Source organism: Paenibacillus agricola (assembly GCF_011440305.1).
Lineage (GTDB): Bacteria > Bacillota > Bacilli > Paenibacillales > NBRC-103111 > Paenibacillus_S > Paenibacillus_S agricola.
The window spans coordinates 1-22055 of sequence record NZ_JAAOIW010000013.1; the positions used below are offsets into that span (position 1 = coordinate 1).

Annotated in this window: 16 protein-coding genes and 1 pseudogene; 13 read left to right on the plus strand and 4 right to left on the minus strand. The window is 46.3% G+C overall.

Annotated features, from left to right (window positions below; all coding sequences use genetic code 11):
• Nucleotides 1-347 precede the first annotated feature (347 nt).
• The 8 genes from G9U52_RS27805 (at nucleotide 348) to G9U52_RS27840 (ending at nucleotide 12978) form a co-directional block, all read left to right on the plus strand.
• Nucleotides 348-1922, plus strand: coding sequence for a type 2 periplasmic-binding domain-containing protein (locus G9U52_RS27805; protein ID WP_166153939.1), 1575 nt, complete (start codon nucleotides 348-350; stop codon nucleotides 1920-1922).
• Between the two features lie 157 nt (nucleotides 1923-2079).
• Nucleotides 2080-3036: an ABC transporter permease gene (locus G9U52_RS27810; RefSeq protein ID WP_166153940.1), complete on the plus strand. Its 957-nt coding sequence runs from the start codon at nucleotides 2080-2082 to the stop codon at nucleotides 3034-3036.
• A gap of 18 nt (nucleotides 3037-3054) precedes the next feature.
• The gene (locus G9U52_RS27815) at nucleotides 3055-3915 is read left to right on the plus strand and encodes a carbohydrate ABC transporter permease (protein ID WP_166153941.1); all 861 of its coding nucleotides are present in this window, start codon (nucleotides 3055-3057) and stop codon (nucleotides 3913-3915) included.
• A gap of 34 nt (nucleotides 3916-3949) precedes the next feature.
• Entirely contained in the window at nucleotides 3950-6268 is a 2319-nt protein-coding gene (locus tag G9U52_RS27820) for an AraC family transcriptional regulator (protein WP_166153942.1), read from the plus strand.
• A 107-nt stretch (nucleotides 6269-6375) separates the two neighbouring features.
• Nucleotides 6376-9738, plus strand: coding sequence for a glycosyl hydrolase (locus G9U52_RS27825; RefSeq protein ID WP_166153943.1), 3363 nt, complete (start codon nucleotides 6376-6378; stop codon nucleotides 9736-9738).
• Nucleotides 9735-10817 carry a mandelate racemase/muconate lactonizing enzyme family protein gene (locus tag G9U52_RS27830; protein WP_166153944.1) on the plus strand — a complete coding sequence of 361 codons (1083 nt, stop codon included), beginning with the start codon at nucleotides 9735-9737 and terminating at the stop codon, nucleotides 10815-10817. Before G9U52_RS27825 ends, G9U52_RS27830 begins: the two co-directional genes overlap by 4 nt.
• Before the next feature lie 43 nt (nucleotides 10818-10860).
• Nucleotides 10861-11829 (plus strand): aldo/keto reductase, encoded by a 969-nt coding sequence (locus G9U52_RS27835; protein ID WP_166153945.1) that lies wholly within the window; start codon nucleotides 10861-10863, stop codon nucleotides 11827-11829.
• 69 nt (nucleotides 11830-11898) lie between these two features.
• A complete protein-coding gene (locus G9U52_RS27840; protein ID WP_166153946.1) occupies nucleotides 11899-12978 on the plus strand; it encodes a Gfo/Idh/MocA family protein in 1080 nt (359 codons plus the stop codon).
• 94 nt (nucleotides 12979-13072) lie between these two features.
• Here G9U52_RS27840 and G9U52_RS27845 read toward each other — a convergent pair whose 3' ends face one another.
• The gene (locus G9U52_RS27845; RefSeq protein WP_166153947.1) at nucleotides 13073-13738 is read right to left on the minus strand and encodes a uridine kinase family protein; all 666 of its coding nucleotides are present in this window, start codon (nucleotides 13736-13738) and stop codon (nucleotides 13073-13075) included.
• Between the two features lie 409 nt (nucleotides 13739-14147).
• On the opposite strand from G9U52_RS27845, the gene G9U52_RS27850 reads away from it, so the two are divergent.
• Entirely contained in the window at nucleotides 14148-14702 is a 555-nt protein-coding gene (locus tag G9U52_RS27850) for a PadR family transcriptional regulator (RefSeq protein WP_166153948.1), read from the plus strand.
• Complete coding sequence (locus G9U52_RS27855; protein WP_311764937.1) at nucleotides 14695-16230, plus strand: MFS transporter; 1536 nt, start codon at nucleotides 14695-14697, stop codon at nucleotides 16228-16230. Before G9U52_RS27850 ends, G9U52_RS27855 begins: the two co-directional genes overlap by 8 nt.
• Nucleotides 16231-16348: 118 nt before the next feature.
• On the opposite strand, the gene G9U52_RS27860 is transcribed toward G9U52_RS27855, so the two are convergent.
• The gene (locus tag G9U52_RS27860) at nucleotides 16349-16783 is read right to left on the minus strand and encodes a transposase (RefSeq protein WP_375790292.1); all 435 of its coding nucleotides are present in this window, start codon (nucleotides 16781-16783) and stop codon (nucleotides 16349-16351) included.
• 77 nt (nucleotides 16784-16860) lie between these two features.
• Here G9U52_RS27860 and G9U52_RS41850 point away from each other — a divergent pair.
• A pseudogene (locus G9U52_RS41850) lies at nucleotides 16861-17070 on the plus strand (type II toxin-antitoxin system RelE family toxin); the annotation flags it as partial.
• 166 nt (nucleotides 17071-17236) lie between these two features.
• Here G9U52_RS41850 and G9U52_RS27870 read toward each other — a convergent pair.
• Complete coding sequence (locus G9U52_RS27870) at nucleotides 17237-18730, minus strand: response regulator transcription factor (protein ID WP_166153949.1); 1494 nt, start codon at nucleotides 18728-18730, stop codon at nucleotides 17237-17239.
• A complete protein-coding gene (locus G9U52_RS27875) occupies nucleotides 18727-20415 on the minus strand; it encodes a cache domain-containing sensor histidine kinase (RefSeq protein WP_207953249.1) in 1689 nt (562 codons plus the stop codon). Before G9U52_RS27875 ends, G9U52_RS27870 begins: the two co-directional genes overlap by 4 nt.
• On the opposite strand from G9U52_RS27875, the gene G9U52_RS39425 reads away from it, so the two are divergent.
• Both G9U52_RS39425 and G9U52_RS27880 read left to right on the plus strand, forming a co-directional pair.
• Complete coding sequence (locus G9U52_RS39425) at nucleotides 20414-20593, plus strand: hypothetical protein (protein ID WP_207953250.1); 180 nt, start codon at nucleotides 20414-20416, stop codon at nucleotides 20591-20593. The two genes, G9U52_RS27875 and G9U52_RS39425, sit on opposite strands and share 2 nt — an antisense overlap.
• A gap of 96 nt (nucleotides 20594-20689) precedes the next feature.
• Entirely contained in the window at nucleotides 20690-22015 is a 1326-nt protein-coding gene (locus G9U52_RS27880; protein WP_166153951.1) for an ABC transporter substrate-binding protein, read from the plus strand.
• Nucleotides 22016-22055: the final 40 nt, after the last annotated feature.

A 22055-nucleotide genomic window follows, 5' to 3' on the forward strand; every position in this document is an offset into this window, starting at 1 on the left:
CCTGCTCATTTTTACTAAAGTGTTTTTTACTCATATGCTCGCCCCCACTATTCTCTCTAGTATACAAAAAGGTACCCATACGCTAAACACTTTTTTTAAAGTGTCCAGTGTATGGGTACCAGTTTAAATAAGGGCTCTTTTTTTACTGTTTTGAAAAGAGTGGTTTTTTCTTGGCTTTGGATTTCCGCAAAAAAATGCGATTCTGCAAAAAAATGCGTAAGGTAACAGAGATAAACTGCAAAAAAGTATGGTTGCCAGTGAATAAAATTTACTCTAATGTGCAAATCAAGGCTTAGCGGCAGTGATTGTCGAGATGCCTGACAAATTGGGAAATCAGGGGGATGAACATGAGAATAAGAGGGAATAGAAAGAAACCGCTGATGCTGACTTTTACAATGGTTCTGGCATTGTCGAGCATTTTGGCAGCTTGTGGGGCACCAGCAGCAACCGATACTGGGGCGAAGTCCGGGGGCGAGCAAGGCACAGCGGCTCCGGCAAATGCAGCGCCTGTGGAAATTAAGGTCTTAACCAGCTTCTCGACCCCTACACCACCGGAAAACAATGGTGACGTGCAAAAGGCTATTGAAAAGGCTACTAACTCAAAATTGAATATTCAATGGGTTTCGGGCAATAACTACAAAGATCGTTTGAATGTAACTTTGTCTTCCGGAGATATTCCCGATGTCGTCATGATTGACGATCCCTTCTCGGCTTTATTCCGCAAGATGGCCAAGGAAGGTTCATTCTGGGATTTGACTAATTATTACAAGGATTATCCCAACATCAGCTCGAAAATTGCTCCGGTTGCCTGGGAATCAACCAAGCTGCAGGACGGGAAAAACTATGGTGTGCCCAGACCGCGTGGGTCCGAGGGTGCCCGCTTCTTTATTCTGAGGAAAGATTGGCTTGATAAATTAGGCTTGAAGATGCCGACAACAACGGACGAGCTGTACACGGCGATGAAGGCTTTTAAAGAGAAAGACCCCGACGGAAATGGAAAAGCTGACACGATCGGATATACCGGAAATGTGAATGCTAATGATATGGGTACCTTAGGCTTATTCGTCAACAGCTTTACCGGTGCGACTGGAAACTGGAAGGATCAGAGCGGCAAATTGGTCTATACGGATCTGATGCCGGAAACGAAGCAAGCCTTAGAATTCCTTAACAAAGCCTATAAGGAAGGTTTAATTCCGGCTGACTTCGCTTCATTGAAAGCAAGCCAGGTGGACGATATTTACTCCTCAGGTAAAGCAGGCATAATCGGTGATAAGACGGGCTCCACGGCAGTTATGGTTGAAAAGCTGAAACAGACAGATCCAACATCCTCTGGTGATTTCAATGTGTTCTATCCGGCGACCAATATTAATCAATTTAATCCTAAAGGACCTGGCTATCTGGGCATACTAGCCATTTCAAAGAAAGTGCCAGAAGCGAAGATGAAGCAGATTTTGACGGTTATCGATAAATGGATGGCACCTGCAGTGTTTGATCTCCAAACCTGGGGTCTCGAAGGCGTCCATCATACGGTAAAGGATGGCAAAAAAGAACTAATCAAGGACAAATACAACGCTTCCGGCATTGAGAATTTTAATCAATTCGTCTATGTTGCCGACCCTTACGCTAACTCTTTCCATCCTACGTTCCCTAAAGAAGCGATTGATGCCTTCACAAAGATTCAGGATGAAAAAGCAAAAACGAGCAAGGCTGATGAGAGTGTCGGTTTGTACTCGGAAACCTTCCTGACTTACGGTCCTGAATTGGCCAAACAGGCACAGGACGTGAAGACCAAGGTAATTCTTGGCTTGAGTCCTATGTCAGCCTGGGATGATTTCATTAATCAGCTCAAAGCCAATCCGCAAATGACCAAAATTACTCAAGAAATCAATGATTCGTACACAGCACGTAAAAGTGGCAAATAAAGAGAAATAATGGAAAATAAGAAACGCACCTAACGGGCTCCCCGTTCGTAACTGGACGGGGTTTTCCTGTTTATGGAAAGACTATGATGGATGCCATATCCATATCCATTTGCCGCATTCATTCGGGAACTTCGGGAATAAGGAAGGAGGCATTACGATGCCCAGTATTAAGGTAGTAAACGTCTCCGCGCATCAACAGGCCGGGGCACTGCGCCTGTTAGGAAGAAAATTGAAGCGGGATAAATATTTATACTTTTTGGCCATTCCCGGAATGATCTTTTTTCTGATCTTTAAATATATCCCGATCTGGGGAATATTGATTGCTTTCCAGGAGTACTCACCAGTGCGAGGCATGCTGGGTAGCCCTTGGGTAGGATTCGCCCATTTTGAACGTTTTTTTGCCAATGACCAGTTTTGGCTGCTGTTTCGAAATACCCTAATGATTAATCTACTTAATTTAACGCTGTTTTTTCCATTGCCAATCCTATTCGCCCTATTAATGAATGAATTGAAAAGTGTGGTTTACAAAAGAATCGTACAGTCCATTGTATATTTACCGCATTTTTTATCCTGGGTCATTATAGCGGGATTGACATTTATTTTGTTGTCGATGTCCCGTGGGCTGGTCAATGAAGTGCTGGTTAATATGGGTATGGAAAAAATTCAATTTCTGAATGATCCCGATTTATTCTGGATCATGCTGACCGTGCAAAGCATTTGGAAGGAGACCGGCTGGGGCACGATTATTTTCCTGGCGGCTATTGCCGGAGCGGACCCTCAATTATATGAAGCCGCCAAGATGGATGGCGCCAATCGTTTTCGCCAAATGTGGCACATCACCCTGCCCGCTATCCGCAACGTGATTGTCGTGCTATTAATATTACGGCTGGGGCATATGATGGATATCGGCTTCGAGCAGGTATTCCTGATGTATAATGGAGCGGTATCGAATGTAGCCGAGGTTTTTGATACGTATGTATACCGGGTTGGTGTGCAGCAAGGCCAATTCAGCTTTAGTACGGCAGTTGGATTGTTTAAGTCAGCCATTGGTTTCACTCTTGTCGTCCTGTCTAACCGGTTGGCGAAAAAATTCGGAGATGAAGGCATTTATTAATGAAAGGAGGCTTTATTTATGCAGCGTGGAATAGGTGACCGCTTGTTTCATACAGCAAATGTGGCATTTCTCGCTATTGTTGCTATTGTTACAGCTTTTCCGCTTTATTACGTATTCATTATTTCGTTTACCGAGCCCACTGAATATTTGTCCAAAACGATTATCTGGTTCCCGGAAAAATGGTCCTTGGAATCTTATCTATACCTGATGTCGAATTCCTCGTTCGTCAGATCGATTGGGGTTAGCGGATTTTTGGCTTTAGCTGGAACGATATGCAGCCTGGTTGTCACAGCATCCTTTGCCTACTCGCTTTCACGAAAACGGTTTGTAGGTAGAAAATGGATTTTATTTTTCGTTTTATTTACTATTTTGTTTAGCCCTGGAATTATTCCTAATTATATGCTGGTCAGAAACCTTGGTTTGATTGATAATATATGGGCATTGATTTTGCCCGTGTTATCGAGCGGCTGGTACGTGGTGCTGATGAAGGGCTTCTTCGATAATATACCGGAGAGCCTAGATGAAGCGGCAGCCATAGATGGATGCAATGATGTAAGCGCTTGGTTCCTTATCATCCTGCCGCTTTCCATGCCAGCTATGGCGACATTTGGCCTGTTCTATGCGGTAGAATATTGGAACTCTTATTTCTCGGCGCTGTTATATCTCAACGATTACAAAAAGTGGCCTATTCAGGTGCTGCTTCAAAATATGCTTACGGAAAATCCATTAGCGGAGGCTGATCCATTACGCCAGCCGCCCCCCGCGCAAATGCTGAAAATGGCTGCGGTGGTGATTACGACACTTCCTATTTTATTCATCTATCCGTTTTTGCAAAAGCATTTTGCCAAGGGTGTTATGGTGGGGTCGGTTAAAGGCTAGCTACTAGATAAGTCCAGAGGAGGGGGAAGCATCATTGTTTGGTAATGGGCGATTTTTTCGCAAAAGCTTGATTACAGTTCTTATTATTGCAAGCCTCCCTGGGCTTTTCATTGGGATAGCCATTTATTTTGTAGGAAGCCATCAAATCTCCGAGGAATTAAATACGATCCATCAGCAGCAGCTGCTGCAAGCGCAAAAAAGCATCGACAACCAATTAAGCACACTGGAGGTATCGCTCTCCCACTGGGCATTTGATCCGCAATTTGATGAAAAGCTGCGCAGGCTGGACACCGAATTTGGCTACAGCCAGGTGCAGGACATTTACAAAACGCTGCTGGTTATGAAGGAATTAAACCCCTTAATTCAACAGGTTAGCTTGTACTTGGAAGAGCCTAAGCCTCTACTTTTCACGGAAAACGGTTACGAGCGTTTGGGGCAGAGTGATTACCCGAAATATCACCAATTGCTGGATCAGCCGACATCCACGCAGTGGATTCATTACTCTTCCTCTCTGCAATCGGATAAGCGCGCCCTTACGGAGCATTTATCGTTGCTGCACAAAATCCCTGGTGGAAGCCCGCGGCCGTTCGGCGTATTCCTCGTATCGGTCGATCCCGTTGTGCTCGACAATATGATCACTTTGTTGACCCCGCGTGGGGAAGGAACGTCCTTTCTGGTCAAAAAAAACGGAGAATGGTTGTCCCCTGCCGCAAGAAGCGGGCAAGTCCGTGATCTCGATGAAGCGCTTCGCGCCAAGGTCATGGAACAAGGAGAAGCGCGAGCTCCGTTCGTTTACACCTGGGAGGGTGAACTGTATTCGGTTTCTTATGGGATCTTTTCCCGACTTAACCAGGAGTGGATCTATGTATCCGCGACTCCTTTACAATCGTTGACTGCGCCTGTGGTGTTTATCTCTCGTTTAATATTGGCAATCAGCAGTTTTGGTTTGCTGCTTGCGGCCATCCTCTCCTGGTTTGCATCCAAGCAGCTGTACAGTCCGATCAAAAAGCTGGTGCAGCTCTATAGCAGCAGAGGGAACCAGCGAATGGAGGGAAGAGACGAATTCGAGCTGATCGAGAGCGTCTGGAATCACGTCACACGGGAAAGCCAGAACCTGCAATCCTTATTGGAACGGCAGCTTCCCCAGGTGCGTGAAGGCTTTTTATTACAGCTGCTGCAAGGGTACTTGACCCATTTATCCGAATCCGACTTGCAGGAGAGGATAGAGAATCTCGGTTTTGGTGTGAAGGAAAGCCGATTTTCGGTTATTTTCATTCAGCTGCTCGGGTTTTCCAACCTGCAGGGACGATTCTTCGAGGGGGATGAAGTGCTTGTTACTTTTGCTGCCTCCAATATCGTGAAGGAATTAGCGGAGAATGCGATGCAGAAGGCTGAAGCGATCAATTTCCATGATTTGACTGTCGGACTATTGATCTGCTCGCCCCCGGCAGAGCCTATATCGCAGTGGAAAGCGCGTGTTGTTGAGCTGCTGAAGGAGATTACGGTCAGGCTGAATACCCTGCTGCATGTGCGGGTAGTGATCGGTTTTGGTGCTCCAGCCCCCATGCTGAGTGACATTCCCGATATTCTGGAAGCAACGCGGCAAGCTATTCGCTTCCGCGATGTAAGGGAGGATAACCAAATTTTTGATCTGGAGGAGCTGGTACATAATATTGACAAGCCACTCGTCTACCCGTTCCAGCTGGAGAGAGAAGTGGTTCAGGCCGTACGAATGGGCTCGGAGGAAGAGGCGATCCAGGCCGTCCAACGATTTCTGGATGAACTGCGTGCCCATGCTGCCAAAGAGCTGTGGGTTCAGCAAGGTATGCTGCATTTACTAGGCAGTGTCCAGAACGCAATGATGCATATCGGAACAAATCTGCATGAGTTGTATGAAGGCCTTAATTTATATGAGCAGCTTTGCCAATTGAAGGAGCCGGAAGCGATCGGCAAATGGTTTCAGGTTCGGGTTCTCTCCCCCTTCATGCAGGATATACGGCGCAAACAGGATTTACTAATGCACAAGTTAGTCGAACGGGTTATATTTACGATTCAGGAGCGGTATATGGATGATATTTCCTTGGACGCTATTGCTGAGTCCCACCGGCTCAGCTCCTATACATTAAGCCGAACGTTTAAGCTGATGACGGGCATCAATTTCATCGATTATTTGACCGAGGTACGGCTTGAGAAAGCGAAGGAACTGCTACGCGACACCGATTGGAAGCTTCATGAGGTCGCTGAACGGGTAGGCTACCAGCCTAGCTATTTCGGACGTATTTTCAAGAAAAATGTGGGGGTTACTCCCAACCGTTACCGGGAGTCCATGAAGGAAAACAAACCGATTATCTAAGGAACTCGTCCGATGGATGGATGACGGTGGATGAAGCGCCACCTCTACTTCGTGGAGCTGGCTTTGGGCAATGGAAGCTATGATTCGTATCTGAGGGGGATGAATGAATGTTAAATGAAAAGTGGTTTCGCAACCCGCCTGTGGAATTCCGTGTTCTTCCATTCTGGTTCTGGAATGGCGATTTGCAGGAGGCAGAGATCGTCAGACAGATCGACGAAATGGCCGATAAGGGACTAGGCGGATTTTTTATATGTGCACGGCAAGGGATCACGGTTCCTTATCTGTCACAGCAGTGGTTTGATCGGGTACGGACGGCTATTGGAGCGGCGGAACGTCGTGGCTTGCAGGTATGGCTATACGATGAATACCCGTACCCAAGCGGAATTGCCGGCGGCGAGGTAACACTCGAGCATCCAGAAGCGAAGCAGCGGACATTAACCCGCCATGTTGCCACCGTGCAAAACGGGGAAGAGGCTGAAATGGATTTACCATGGGGACGTGTGTTGTCAGCGAAAGCGGTTCCACTACATGCTACAAACGGCACCAAGCAATGGGAGCACGCCATCGATGTGTCTAAGCATATCGGCAATTTTCAGGATGAACCGATTTTCCAGCAAAATGGCTCCACTGTGTACAATCCAACCCGCTATTTTACCTACAATACGATCAAAAAGCTGATTTGGCCAGGCATAAGTACTGGCAAAAGCAACGGCAATGGGCAGCAATGGCAAATTACGGTGATCGTTGAGCAGGAAGCCAAGGATTTCAAATACTTTGGGACATTCGTTGATCCGCTGCATGCGGGTGCGATGGAAACCTTTGTCCGCTTGACCCATGAACGCTATGCGGAAGAAATCGGTGAGCATTTCGGAACAACAGTAAAAGGGATGTTTACAGACGAAATCGGCTTGCGTATCGGCAAAATCCCATGGTCGCCAGCGCTCCCGGCATTTTTCGAGGATCGCTGCGGCTACAGCTTGCTGGACCACCTCCACCACTTGTTCGAGGATACGGGTGAAGCAGCCGCCAAAGTGCGTTATGACTTCATGCAATGTGTGCATCTGCTGATGAGGAGCAATTACCATCATCGTGTTTATGAATGGTGCGATCGCAACCAACTCGAATATATAGCGGAAGTGCCTGGTGTACGGATGACCACGCAGCTGTATAGCCATATTCCTGGAGGGGATACGGCACACGAGAAGCTCGGCCGGCCATTAGCCTGGATCATGAAAAAATATGGGCATAGCCTGCGTGCCAATCCCAAGATGGGCAGCTCACTCGCTCGCCAGCTTGGACGCAACCGGGCATTAATCGAATGCTTCCATAGTGTGGGTTGGTCAATGACCTTGCAGGATGCCCGCTGGATGATCGATTGGATGGCTGCTCTTGGCACCAATATGTTTAATTTCCATGCCTTCTTTTATTCGATTGACGGGATGCGCAAGCATGATGCGCCGCCATCACAATTTTATCAAAATCCATATTGGAAGCATTTCAGCCATTTGGCAGATTACGTCGGACGTATCAGCAGCGTCATGACTCAAGGAACCGCGCAAATAGATATTGCCATCATGGATCCCTCGACGTCGCTGTGGACACATTTGGCAACACCTTTTCATCAATTTCAATATTGGGGAAGCAATGATGTCGAACGGCAGCGCCTGGATCAGATGAAGGTGGATTGGGTACAGATTCAAACGGCTTTGTTAACAGCCCAGCGGGACTTTGACACGATAGATCCGGAAATCATTATGCAGGCTGACATCGGAAACGGCTTGATGAACGTCGGGAAAGCTAGCTATAAAGTGCTGATCATTCCTCCAATCACCAATATGGAGGCTGCAGCATGGAGCAAAATCAAATCGTTTATTGAGGCTGGCGGCAGCGTGATCTCGATCGGCATGCTTCCTTACGAAGAGATTGAAGCAGGCAGTGGGACAGTTGCTGAAATATCCGCTTGGTTCAGGCACGAAACGGCCGAGACGAGTGAAGCGGGAACAGCGGTAGCGTTTGCCTTTCCACCGAACACCAGCGGTGAAGGGGCATTCAATGGTACCCGTGAAGGCAATCGAGAAGGTGCTTACTTCCTGCCGCTTGATCCGGACCAGCCCTCCGAGTCATACGCAGCGGTTCACTTGAACGAGCTGCTGGCTCTGCTGGAGCGAATTTGTCCCCGCCGCGTGGAGCTTCACGCTGAGGATGGCGATACGCAGTGCCTGCTTCTCCAGCACCGTAACATGGGGGACCAGGCCGATGTGCTGTTTATTTCCAATCGAGAGGGAGCACAGAAGCAAGTAACAGTTCATCTCTCGGAGCTTGATTTTGGATTTATGGACAGCGCTTGGTACAGAGATTTGGAGAATGGGGAAACCCGTGGCCTAAAGGCAGACAGGACAGAAAGCGGATGGGCCATCTCATTGAAGTTTGCTCCATACCAATCCCATCTTATTGAGCTCCGCGGCGGGCAGCAGAAGAACAGCAAGGAGCTTGTCGGAAATCCTGTCATGAATAATGCCCATGCTCTGCTTCCAGCCACCCCGATCCAGGTAGTTATAGATTCGCAATGGTCGGTTGAGACCACAGCTCCGAACATGCTGCGAATCGGAAGCTTCCGTATGGCTATAGACCCTGACCAAGTCGGAGTGGAGCAGAAATGGTACTTGGGCAAAGGCGATGCAGCAGCCTGGTTCGATGTAGACACCAAGACGTGGATTAACCAGTGTGCCGATCTTGCGGATGAGCTTAAGCTGTCCCTTGATTATAAGAAATACGGCTTCGGAACTCCGCTACGTACAACGATTTCATATCCGATTACGGTTTGGTATACGTCTGCCTTTGTAGTTAACGTGCTGCCCGTCTCTTGTGAGCTGTTGATGGATCAGGAAGCCATCTTGGGCGAATACATCATATATGTGAATGGACAGGTATGGAATAAGGGCTCTCTCCCATTAGTTGTAGGGGATAATAGTATAGCTATTCGTTTAGTCGTAGGCCATGACCATGATGGTATTGTGGATCCGCTTTATGTAAGCGGTGCGTTTGGAGTCGGCTGGACGGACAGCGGCAAGCCCGTTATCACGGAAATACCGACAGCGGCCAATCCGAATGCTGAAGTGATCGCTGGCTTCCCTTATTATTCGGGAACGTTTGTATTTCGCCGCAGTTGTGAAATTCCCTCTATACCGGAGAAGGGGAGCTTTGAATTATCCCTCGCCGGGCTGTCCCCGAATTTTCACGATTGCGCAGAATTGTCACTAAACGGAGCTTCACTCGGAGTCCGAGCATGGACGCCTTATTGCTGGCAGGGGAGCACCGAATTGATACGGTTAGGCACTAATGATGTGGAGCTGAGGATAGAAAATACGTTAAGCCACAGGCTTGATGGGACCTACTTCGATTACAAGGAGCACCGTTTGCGGGATGTATCAAAATATATTGCAGAATCAGAGGGGAGAAGTGCGCAATGAAGGTAACCGATATCGTTTGTTATTTTGCAGAGGGGCTGTTTTATGTAAAGGTGGAGACCGATGAAGGCGTGTCGGGTTTCGGGGAATGCAGCCCTATGCAGGTCGATGTGATTTTACCGATTATTCAAAAGGTGATCAAACCCCAGATCATCGGTAAAAGCCCTTTCGACATGGAGAAATTGGAAGAAAGTATTATGCAGAAAAACTATAAAATCTCCGGCCAATTGCTGGCCATGGCATACAGTGGTATCGAGATTGCTATGTGGGATGCCAAAGCGCGTTTCCTAAAGCAGCCCTTATACAACCTGATAGGCGGTAAGTACCGCGATGCCATTCCTTTGTACGGCTCCAGTATGAGCCGGGACCTCTCGCCCAAGGAAGAAGCGGCCAAGCTGGTCGAAGGCATTGAGCAGTTTAACTTTAAAGCTGTGAAAATTAAAACAGGTCCCCGCTATGGAAGCGGTCTGCCGGTGGATCTCCGAGCGGATGCGCTGAAGATCCGCACGGTTCGTGAAGCCATCGGCAAGGACTGCCGGTTAATGGTGGATGGCAATAGCTCTTATACTTACATTCAAGCCGTGCAATTGTTCGAAATGGTCAAGGATTGCGATTTGCACCATTACGAGGAGCCTTGCCCGTACTACGATATTGAGGCTTACATCAAGCTATGCCAAACCTTGCCGGTGCCAATTCATGTAGGTGAGCAGGATTGGAATCTGTTTACCTTCCGCGATTTCATCAGTAAAGGGGCTTGTCACCTGTATGCCGCAGATCCGATCAAATGCGGCGGCATTGCTAGTGCCAAACGCGCAGCGGTATTGTGCCGGGCATTCGGTATCCATTATGTGCCTCATAACACTACCCGCTCGATCGGCTTTGCAGCCGCTTTGCACCTGGCGGCAAGCACGCCGGAGTGTACCAGCTACTATGAATACTCAATCGAAAAAAATAGCCTGAGGGAGCAATTTGCGCCGAAGGAGTTTGTAGTCCGCGACGGATTCATTTCTATCCCGGATGGCCATGGACTTGGGATTGAGCCGGATGAGGAAAAGATGCGCCGACTGCTGGAGGTCCGTTAAACTTATTTCCATACTGTACATTCAAATTATCGAGGTGAGATTGATGAGGTATCAAAGCATTCCCGGAACAAATCTAACTCCTTCTGTCATCTGTTTAGGTACTTCTTCACTTGGCAGTATCCTACAAGAGGCCGAAGCATTTCGGCTTATGGATCTATTTTACGATCTGGGAGGTACATTCATTGATACCGCAAAAGTTTACGCCGATTGGCTTCCAGGTGAACGTAGTGTCAGTGAAAAAACAATCGGTCGCTGGTTAAAAGCAAGAGGATTACAGAATCGTGTGCTTGTTGAAACCAAAGGTGGACATCCGGAGCTGCATACGATGCATATTCCTCGCTTGGATGCGCAAAGTATTGCACTGGATGTGGAGACGAGCTTGATCAATCTGCAGCTCGATTGTTTGGATTTGTATTATTTACATCGCGACGATCTCAATCGGTCTGTAGCCGAATTGGTGGATGTTATGGAGGAGCAGGTGAAGCTCGGTAAAATTCGGTATTATGCTTGTTCCAATTGGACGCCGGAGCGGATAGAGGAAGCCAATCAGTATGCCCGAAAAACGGGCAGCAACGGTTTTGTAGCCAATCAGCCCAAATGGAGTCTTGCTGTTTCGCTTCCTACCTCTGATCCAACAAGAGATACGATGGATATAAAAGGCATTCGGTATCATGAAGAATCGGGATTGGCGGCGGTACCCTACAGCTCACAAGCAAAAGGATTTTTCAGCGGCACCTATACGCCGGAAGCGTTGCGTTTGTTATCTCCGAATACTGCAAAGGTTAAAACCTATTGCACGGAGGAAAATATAATAAAGCTTGAACGTATTATGGAGGTTTCTGAGCGTCTACAGGTCAGCGGTTCGCAGGTTGCTCTTGCCTGTTTAATGGTACAGTCATTTCCCGTGTTCCCAATTATCGGTTCAAAAACAGCAGAACAGCTAACGGACAGCTGTTCCGCTGCCGAGGTACAGATGGATCCGCAAACAGCCGCCTATATTATGGGCGAGTAGTGAGTTAACACATTTCGGTAGAAACTAATTTCGGAATTCGACCCATCCCAATATGTTGGAGGAATAATTATGCCTAAATATAAAGTTGCCTTGCTAGGATTGGGAAATCGTGGTATGACGCATCTGCATGGGTTTAAAGCCAATGCCGACCGTTTTGAATTAAGTGCGATCTGCAGCTCAAGCGAACAAAAGCTGCAAGCCGTGAAGGAACAATTTGGGGTGGCTCACACTTATACGGACCCGGAGAAAATGTTTGCAGAGGTTAAACCTGATGTTTTTTGCTTTGCGACACCTCCAAGTGTACGGCTGTCTCTTATTGAATTAGCTGCACGGCATGGCGTTAAAGCTATTGCAATGGAGAAGCCCATAGCAAATTCATTGCAAGAGGCGAAAGCGATTGGCCGGTTGTGCAAGGAAAACGGCATTCGCGTCGTGGTGTGCCACCAGCAAAAATATTTGCCTTCGTTTTCCAAGCTTCATGCCATTGTCAATTCCGGAGATATAGGTCAAGTGGAGCATATTCATGCGAAAACCCGAGGATGGTTGTATAACTCGGGAACTCATTTCGTTGATTACATGCTATGGATAAATGGAGGAGCCAAGGCAGATTGGGTGATTGGTCATGTACACGGCAAGGAGAAGCTTACAGACAGTCATCCGTCTCCAGATTACTGCTTTGCAGAATTACTTTTCGAAAACCGTGTAAGAGGCACGATTGAATGCGGATACTTAAGCCCCGCCTTTTTGGAGCCTCAGAAATTTTGGACTGACAATCGATTGACCGTGCACGGAACTCATGGATATGTATGGGCGGAAACGGACGGCCGCTGGGGAGCCTTTACCCGAAATTCAAAAGGAGAAGTACTAGGAGGACAAGAACAATATTGGGCTCCAACTGTTAAAGAGTCCATTCAATCGGCATATACCCATGATTTGGCTGACTGGTTGGATGATGAGAGGAAAACGCATTCGTGCAATTTAGATATAAGTGAGCATGGTTACGAAATTTTATACGCAATTTGTTCGAGTGCGATGGATCATAAACGGGTCGATTTACCACTTTCGGGTAATATAGACATGGATATCATAGCGTATATGAAACAGAAGCTTCCGACTGTACCGACTTTCAGTGCTCAGAACGACTTTTAACATTAGAATAAAACTAAATGTAAATAGGCCTCCATTGAAGATATAGACATATATTCTTCTGGAGGTTTGTTCAACATTTCAATAAGCGGCAGCATCACTTTGACGCCTGCCGGATCGGAGTATGTCTTTTCGCAAATTCTGATTTTATTATTCGACTACTAGATCGAATGACGTGGGGGGGGCGCAATACTGTGAAATAGTAGTCCTCGGCCGGATCCCATCGTGCATGCCAAGCTACATCATCATTACCCTCCCTGAGGTTATGTCTTTGGCGGCGGACCTCTGGCAACACGTTTATTAGCACCGTAAGATGAACCATTTCGGACAGTTCAGGGAGGGTGCTATAGATCCCGTCGAGAATGACCACCTTTGCGGGCTCTTTTCTCACCCAGTCAGGTGCCAAGCCGTCCTTTGATTCAAAAGAAAATGGATGGTATTGGGTGACCTTGCCCACTAGTAATGGCTCTAACACTTCTTTGCGCATACGCTGCCAGTCGATGCACTGACGGCACTTTTGCTCTGGGCTGTAAGTGTCCCACACAGCGTCAGTGATAGTTGCTGAGAAAAAGTCATCGCAATGTATAACCGTTGCTCCTACAAGTTGTGCCACGGCCTTAGCTAACATTGATTTGCCGGCACCGCTACCCCCATCAATGGCCACCACTAATGGGCTGATGCGGGACATCGTGCGTTGATCAATCACGGATGCAACAGTCTGTACTGCTGTGTTTGATATTAATGTTGGATCGCTGTTTTCCATGGTACCACTCCCAGTCAAAAGAAATTGAACTATTTCCGTTAAACCATTCACTGTCTCTTTTATTATTACCTGCCCGTTACGCCAATCATGTGAATTCATTCATGAAGTGTATTCTAGAAACTTGAGCGAAGAGGGGCACTGGACCTCTGTCAATAGATTGGACACAAACAATCGAGAAAGTTACACAGCCTTACGGTACCTACGTTCGTGCTGATCCGGCGTTGAATAGCCAATAGAAGAATTGAGGGTGCTATTATTGCCAGACCCTGTTTATGAGCGTTAATCAACCATGATAAACCGTTGCTATATCGGAAGTTAATATATCAAATGTTTATATGTTGACCCGATATATATAATCTGATATATTGTTAATTAAGAAGCACATCAAGAATAAAGGAGGACTTACAGCATGACTAGTCAGGATGTCATTCTAGGAATTTTAATGAAACGCAGCCTATCGGGATACGACATCAAGCATATGTTTGAGACGATATTCTCCTATTTTTACAATGCAAGTTTTGGCACGATTTACCCTACTCTTAGCAAGATGGAGAAGGAAGGTCTCCTTACAAAAGAAAGTGTCATTCAACAGGGAAGACCGAATAAAAATGTCTACTCCATAACGGAGGAAGGGCAAAAGCATTTCAAAGCCTATATGTACAGTCCCATTCAAACCAATGAATTCAAGTCTGATGCTATGACTCGCTTGTTTTTTGGTGAATTTATTGAGGTCGAGGTCATTATTGAATATTTGGAAAATGGCGTAACGAGTACGAAAGAGGATCTTGAGCGTTTGAGGAAAATGTATGAGAACGGTAAGTCAAATTCATTAATGTCTCAGACACAGGAACTTTGTATTCAGATTGGTATCGAAAATATGGAAAGTACTCTGCGAACATTAATGGCCGGAATAGAACGATTGAGTAATTTAAAAGTGGAAGAGGGGCAAAACGAAAGTGGGTAATAAAAAAACAGGTTTTATTATAATGGCAATGGCTCTAGGATTATTGATGTCTGCGCTTGATAATACAATTACGGCGGCTGCAATCAGTCATATAATAGGCGACATTAATGGTTTCGATAAGATCAGTTGGGTATTCACTGCATATATGCTTGCGTCTACGAGCACGATGCTTGTTTTTGGAAAGCTATCGGATATGTTTGGCAGAAAGCTCTTTTATTTGATTGGAATTTCCATATTTTTGATTGGATCGGCACTCTGTGGAACGGCCCAGGATATGACGCAGCTGATTGTATATAGAGCGATTCAAGGGATAGGTTCAGGAGCCATTTTTCCCATTAGTTTCACCATTATTTATACGCTTTTTTCAGATCCTAAACAGGGCGCTAAGCTGTCAGGGGTATTCGCAGGGATATTCGGCCTATCGTCCGTAGCGGGACCGCAAATAGGTACATTGCTCGCCGAAACTTGGGGTTGGCGCTGGTGTTTCTATGTTAATTTACCATTGGGTATACTCTCATTCTTTGTTTTGCTTTTTGCTCTTAAGGAAACTCGTTCGACTCATCGTCCGAAAATTGATTATTTAGGGACATTGTTACTCATTATCTCTACCGTTTCACTTATGCTCTCACTAGAATTCGGTGGTAAAGATTATTCGTGGGCGTCCTGGCAAATTATTAGTCTGTTAGCTGTTGCCGTTGTTGTAGGCTTTCTGTTCATTATGGTTGAACGTAGAGCCCAAGAACCTATGCTGCCTTTGCCCTTATTTAAAAACCGAATGGTTCTAGGCATGATGTTAGCTTGCCTCTGTCAAGGCGCGATTATGTTCTCGGCTATTGCTTACTTGCCTATTTTCTCAACAGCCGTGCTAGGTCGGGCGACTTCAAATGTGCTTTTGACCCCGATGATGTTTTCTTTAATGGTTGGAGCTGTTTTGTTTGGTTTCCTTCAACGTTTCTTTAGCTTCCGTGCGGTTATCGCGTTCAGTATGATCACGGGTATTGTCATTAGCTATTTGTTAAGTGTAGTTAGTCATGACGCAAGTAATCTGTATATGATTACCCTGATGGTTATACTTGGCGTAGGGGCAATTGGTCCGTTAATGAGTGTTGCTCAGAATGCAATTGCTCTCAGCGTAGATCACAAATATATCGGAGTCAGCTCCTCCATCATTGGCTTTTGGCGTAATATAGGAGGGGTTCTCGGAGCTTCGATTATGGCGACTATCGTCAACACTAGATACAACAGTCTCATTCATGTTGGCGCAGCTGAACACAACATGCCTCTTAATCAATTATCGACTTTAGCTAATCCAGAACATTTGATCCGGGCGGGGGCTGCATTCCCTAAGGAAACGATGAGTTTCCTCCGAGATTCACTGGGAGCAGCGATTAACCATGGCTTTATCGTAAGTATCGTATTCGGTATTGTCGGATTAGCGGCTACATTCATAGCAGGGCCACTTCGCTTCACGGTACCTGTCCAGCGTCCGGAACCGCAGAATGAAAATGCAACTCCTCAGTCTGTATAAATGGTATCAAGAAAGAGCCTTCTAGTTTTCAGATGCTGCTGGTTCGTTAGGAAAGCTTGAAAATGGTAGAGACTGAATATAAACATAAATAAAATAACACGCCTGTTGAATAACCATATTATGTAACATCCAAAAGCCTATTCAAATGGGCGGAACAAAGAATCCCTTGAATTTTTACATACCATTCAGGGGAGGGTTGACCAAGAGCGAATAAACGAGTAAAGCGCACAAATTTGAGTCTTACATGTTTGGATAGCAACGGGATGGTCGTATCAAATAACCACTTCATCAAGACATAAACCATCAAAGCAGCGTACAGTTGGCCGTAAACCGCATTCTCAGTCGTTCCAAACAGGGTAGGGACGTTCAAATGCTGTTTGATCCAACGAAAAAAGACTTCCACCTGCCAACGGGCTTTGTAAATCTGCGCAATTTGTTCGGCTTTTACCTGCATCAAATCGGTAGCCACTCGAATTTCACGCCCTTCAAAATCTCGGAACATAACGACCCGATGCCGCTCACTTGAGCGGCACTGTGGTGTCCCAGTTGGCAAGTAATATCGCGAAAATTACCAAGGTATAAGCTCATTTTCGATAAAGAAGTTGAGTTGAGAAGTTTCTAAAGAAACAAGACACGATTCTTCGACGTAGAATACGTGATGCACTGCTTGAACTTGCAGAGAATCCATTCCAATCACCCGAAGTAAAGCGTCTTAAAGGGAGGAAAGGCCAGTATAGGAAACGAGTTGGAGATTATAGGATTATTTATGAGATTGTTGATAAGCAACTCATCATTCTCGTATTAAAAATTTCTATTCGTGGAAACGTTTATAAAGAGTGAATCGGCAACCTCCTCCCGTCACGCGGCGGAGGTTTTTAATGCGAATATACGTTTATTTTTTTGGACCAAATAATCCCACTCTACAACTTGTAGAAAACGATGCTCGCATTGATTACAATATACCCTCGAAATCAAACTGTTCTTTGATTTCATATCCCCTCCTTATTTAGCTGTCCAAATGGGGATCTATGCTCTTTCTGTAATCCATCGGTGATAATTGGTGGTATTTAGCAAAAACTTTACCAAAATGACTCATACTGTAAAAGCCGACCTTCATAGTAATATCCTGAACCGATAAATCGGTCTCAATTAGCAGCCGCTGGGCTTCCCGCATTCGTAACTCCGTTACGTATTCGACAAATTTTCGACCTGTTTTTTTATGGAAAAGCGCGCTTAAATAGTTCGGAGTGATATCAAACAAATTAGCCATTCCGGTGATGCTTATATCATGGGCATAATGAAGGTTGACATAAAGCAGTACCGATTGGATGAGATTGTTCCGCGTTGCCGAAGAGCGAAGTTTGCGCTGGCTGTAGAGCAGCAACTCGTCCTTCAAGCGCGGATACGGGACTTCAGGGTTCGAGGGAATGCCGAGTGAATCATGTAGAAACCGGGCAGCACTCTGCACGGTGCGAATATGCCCATGAAGTCCGTTAGCTTCCATAAGCGAGCAAAATAACTCGGCAGCCCTGCCGAACTCAACATCGTTGCGTTCAGCATGATGGCGGGAGAGAGCGACCAGCAGCTCGCTGATTTGGCCATAGTAGGGTTTTTCCTGCTTGAGCCGACTCAGGAAAGATGCGGTATAATCGGTGGAAATGCCAAGCAGGGCCCTTAGAGCAGCAAGCTGAATCAGCTCGTCATAAGCGGAAATTAATTGTTCGATGGGCAGTGCATCTGTTGTAATCAGTGTGGTTGCCGCCTTATTTTTAAGCTTACTGTCGTGGTCTCGCGATATCTGTTTAATTTCGGATACGTGGGAGGCTAGTGTGGGCATTCTTGCTTCCTTGTCCTGTTCGTAGGCAATAATCATTACCCATACATTGCTGAATGGCTTCATTATAGCTTCGTAATAGTGGAGATTCGTACGCCGATCATGGATTTGCTTGACTCTGCGTAGCCACTCCTCCCCTGTGTGGGTAATGTTCCCATCATGCCCGTCATGGCATACGGCAATCATTTTGTACGTCAAATGCTCCAGCGGAAAACGCTCGTTTTCAACAACCACCATATCTGTAATAAAGCCGGCTATCCGTGAGGTGAACGTTTGGTTATATTCAGCCGCATCCTTGCTCAACTGTTCAAGAATGCTGTGCATAACGTCCCACAGCTGGTCGTAACTGACCGGCTTTAGCAAATAAGCATAAATTTGCAAGGCGACCGCTTTCTGTGCGTAATCGAATTCGGCAAATCCGGTCAGAACGATGAATTTCGTATGGGGAGACAGCGTTCTCCCTTGTTCGATGGCGTCCAGGCCGCCAAGCAAAGGCATCTTAATATCGACGAAAGCGATGTCAGGCTGCTCGACCTCCAGATATCGGAGCAATTCGACTCCATCGGCCGCTTCATACATGTGCAGCATACCGATAGGCAGCTTCTCCAGATTATGCCTTAAGGATACTCTTATTAAGTACTCGTCATCGGCTATAACAATCTTCATGCTGGCTCAACCTCCGGAATGTGAATCGTAATTCGGGTACCTGACCCAACCGCGCTCTCCAGGCCGAACAAGCTTCCCGGGAAACAAAGATTCAGGCGTTCAACTGTGTTTGTAATTCCAATAGAGCCTGGCTTGTCCTGATGCTGAGGATCAAATCCTACGCCGTTATCTTCAATACGAATGCAGATGAAATGGTGTCCTTCATGGATGATCTTCTCGACAGCAATGGTCAGCTGGCAAGCTTCATTCAGCGGCTCCATGCCATGAATGATCGCATTTTCTACGAGTGGCTGGAGCAATAGCTTAGGTACTTTGAACGGCTTGGCACAAGAGTCACAGGAGATAGAGACAAGCAGCCTTGGACCGAACCGGAGTTGTTGGAGCGAGCAGTATTTTCCGATAATGCGCAGCTCCTCCTCAAGCGTCGTCATCTCGGGATGATTCAAGATGTAGCGAAGCAAGACGGTGAGATCGATGATTGACTTCTCCAGCAGTTCTTTCTCACCGATCTGATTTAATGCTATAAACCCGCTGAGCGTGTTGAATAAAAAATGAGGTTGAATTTGCGCCTGCAGCGCCTTATACTCCGAATTGCGCTGATTCAATACAAGCACGTACTCGGTCTCGATCTTTTGCTTTAGCTCCGCAATCATGGAATTGAGCGACCTTCCGATAATGTCAAATTCATCTTGGGTCTGCGAATGATACCGTACCGTTAAATCTCCGTCTTCCACTTTTCTCATTGTTCTAATGATATCATTGACCGGTCCCATCACCTTACCGGACAACATCCTGTAGAACATAAAGGCTACAGTCAAACAAACGATATACAGCAGAAGCGAGGTGAGATACACCCACAGCGTTTTTCTTTCCAGCTGCGTATAGGAAAGCAGCACGATAATTTGCCAATTATAAGGCTCAATAGTCTGTTTTACAGCCAGATAAGCTTGATTACCGTCGCGAATTACGGAACGGCTGTCAGGATTCAGCTTGACTAATCCTGGTGGGATGTCATGATTGGCATACACAATGTTTCGGTCCTGGTCGAGTAAAGCGATAAGGGAAGGGACATGAAAATCGATATCCTTAAACATATTTTGCAAAACATGCGTATTGGCATCTGCGATGATTACGCTGATTGGTCGTTTGGACGGAATTTCTCTGATGCTGCGCGCCACGGAAAACACAGTGACATCCTTTGTTTTTGTAAAATAGTCTTGTTTGTGCGGATTAACAAATACTGCGTTTCCATTGGCTTGTAGTGCATTTTGGTACCAATCCGTGTTGGCAAATTCATAGTCCTTAACAATATCGTTCATGGGATTATTGGTAGAGTAAAATAGAGGCTTATTGTCGGATACGATCAGGGTGCTCATGATATCTTTGCGCGTAAATCGGATAAAGCGCAGTTGGGATTCAAGCATGTTGGTAATCCCGATGAGCTGGTATTTGCTCATCGTATCGTAGGATTCCGAGGCGCTAACCTTGAGCGCATAAATAAAGTCGTCATTGTAATACGGAATTAAGGTCAATTGGTCCAACTCGTTAAGGTATCCTGATAGGCTCCGTGATAAGGAAGTTAAGGTGTTGTTAATCAGAATGCCGGTCTCCTCATTAGATTTATCAATGTATACACGGGCGATTACATAGGAGGCCAGCAATAGCGGAAGCAATATGCTTACCATGAAAATGACTACAAGCTTCATGTTTAGCGCGCGGTATCCTTTTAATCCGAAGCCTTTCATATCAAGTCCCAACCTTTCTGAATTCAGCAGCCTTGCCAACCTATTCGACAGAGGTGCGCTTGTTCCTTCACAGGATGGGCTGCCGTTGCTCACGGTTTGGCAGGATGATAGAAAGTAGCGCGGTCGGTGTAGTTTTGAACAAACTGTAAGCGATTTCTTTAAGGTATACTTGGTTTGCATCATAATACGTTTACTAAGGGGATAGAACAAGTTTATGAAAAAAACCAAAACACTCGCTTTATTCGGGTTGTCGACACTGATGATTATGGCAGGATGCTCAAGCGGGGGAAGCACTCCAGCCCAAGGCAGCAGCTCTGATGCAGGTACCAGTGCGGCTGTAGCAAGCACTTCGATCGCAGCACCTACTGCGAAAGAGGCAAAGCAAGTTAAGCTAACTGTCATGACTAATGCAACGGGAAACACTTTCGACGCCATACAAGCAGTCATTAACGGCTTCACGAAGGAAAACCCGAACATCCAAGTGGACTTTAGTACACAAGGCAAAGATTACGAGCAGCTGATGAAAGCGAAGATGGCGTCCAACGATCTTCCCGATTTGTTTGCCACCCATGGCTGGTCTGTGAACCGGTACAGCGAATACTTGCGCCCGCTCAACGACCAAGAATGGTTTGCCCGCATCGGCGATACAACCAAGCCGGCAATTTCGGACAAACAAGGTAATATTTATGTGCTTCCGTTGAATATCGATCAATCCGGCATCGTTTACAACAAGAAGGTGCTGAAGGATCTAAATTTGGAAGTTCCTAAGACGTGGGAAGAGCTTCTGAACAGCTTCAAAGTGATTAAAAATGCAAACATTACGCCTATTCATATCGGGGGAAAAGATACGACGAAGCTAGCCGGATTTTTTAATAAAATAGCCCCGATATTCCTTGTAACGGACAAAGCCAATAACTATGGGGATTCTTTAAAGGATGGAAGTTTTGATTGGAGTAAATGGAATATAGTATCACAGAAGCTGGTCGATTTGAAGAACGAAGGCTATCTTAACAAAGATGTCGTCACCGCAGACCCGCTGAGCGCAGCAGAGAAGCTTGCTACAGGCAAAGCGGCTTTCTTGTTCGAGAACAACGCCATTGTCGCCGAAGCATTAAAAATTAATCCAGAGGCTCAGATCGGAATGATGCCAGTGCCTGCCTATTACAAAGGGGATGAGCCCGTGCTTAACGGGGGAGAACGGGAAGCGTTCGGCGTATGGAAGCAATCCAAAAATGTGAACGAAGCGCTGCTGCTGTTGAAATATATGGCCAAGAGCGACAACATCGCGAAAGTGGCGGAGGCGACGGGTATGCCGGCAGGCTTGAAGGATGTCAGCTACAATCTCGGTAATTTGACCGCCGATTTCACCAAATATAAAGATCTGAGGACGATCCCCGTATTTGACCGTGAATATTTGCCCAATGGCATGTGGAGCACCTTGAAAACAATCGGGCCTGCCTTACTGACTGGAGACATGTCGGTGGAAGAATCATCGCGGATGATGAGCGATGATTACAAAAAGCTGCGTTCGCAAAAATAATACCAATTTGCAGCGTAAGGCTGAGGGGTGCACTGGATGC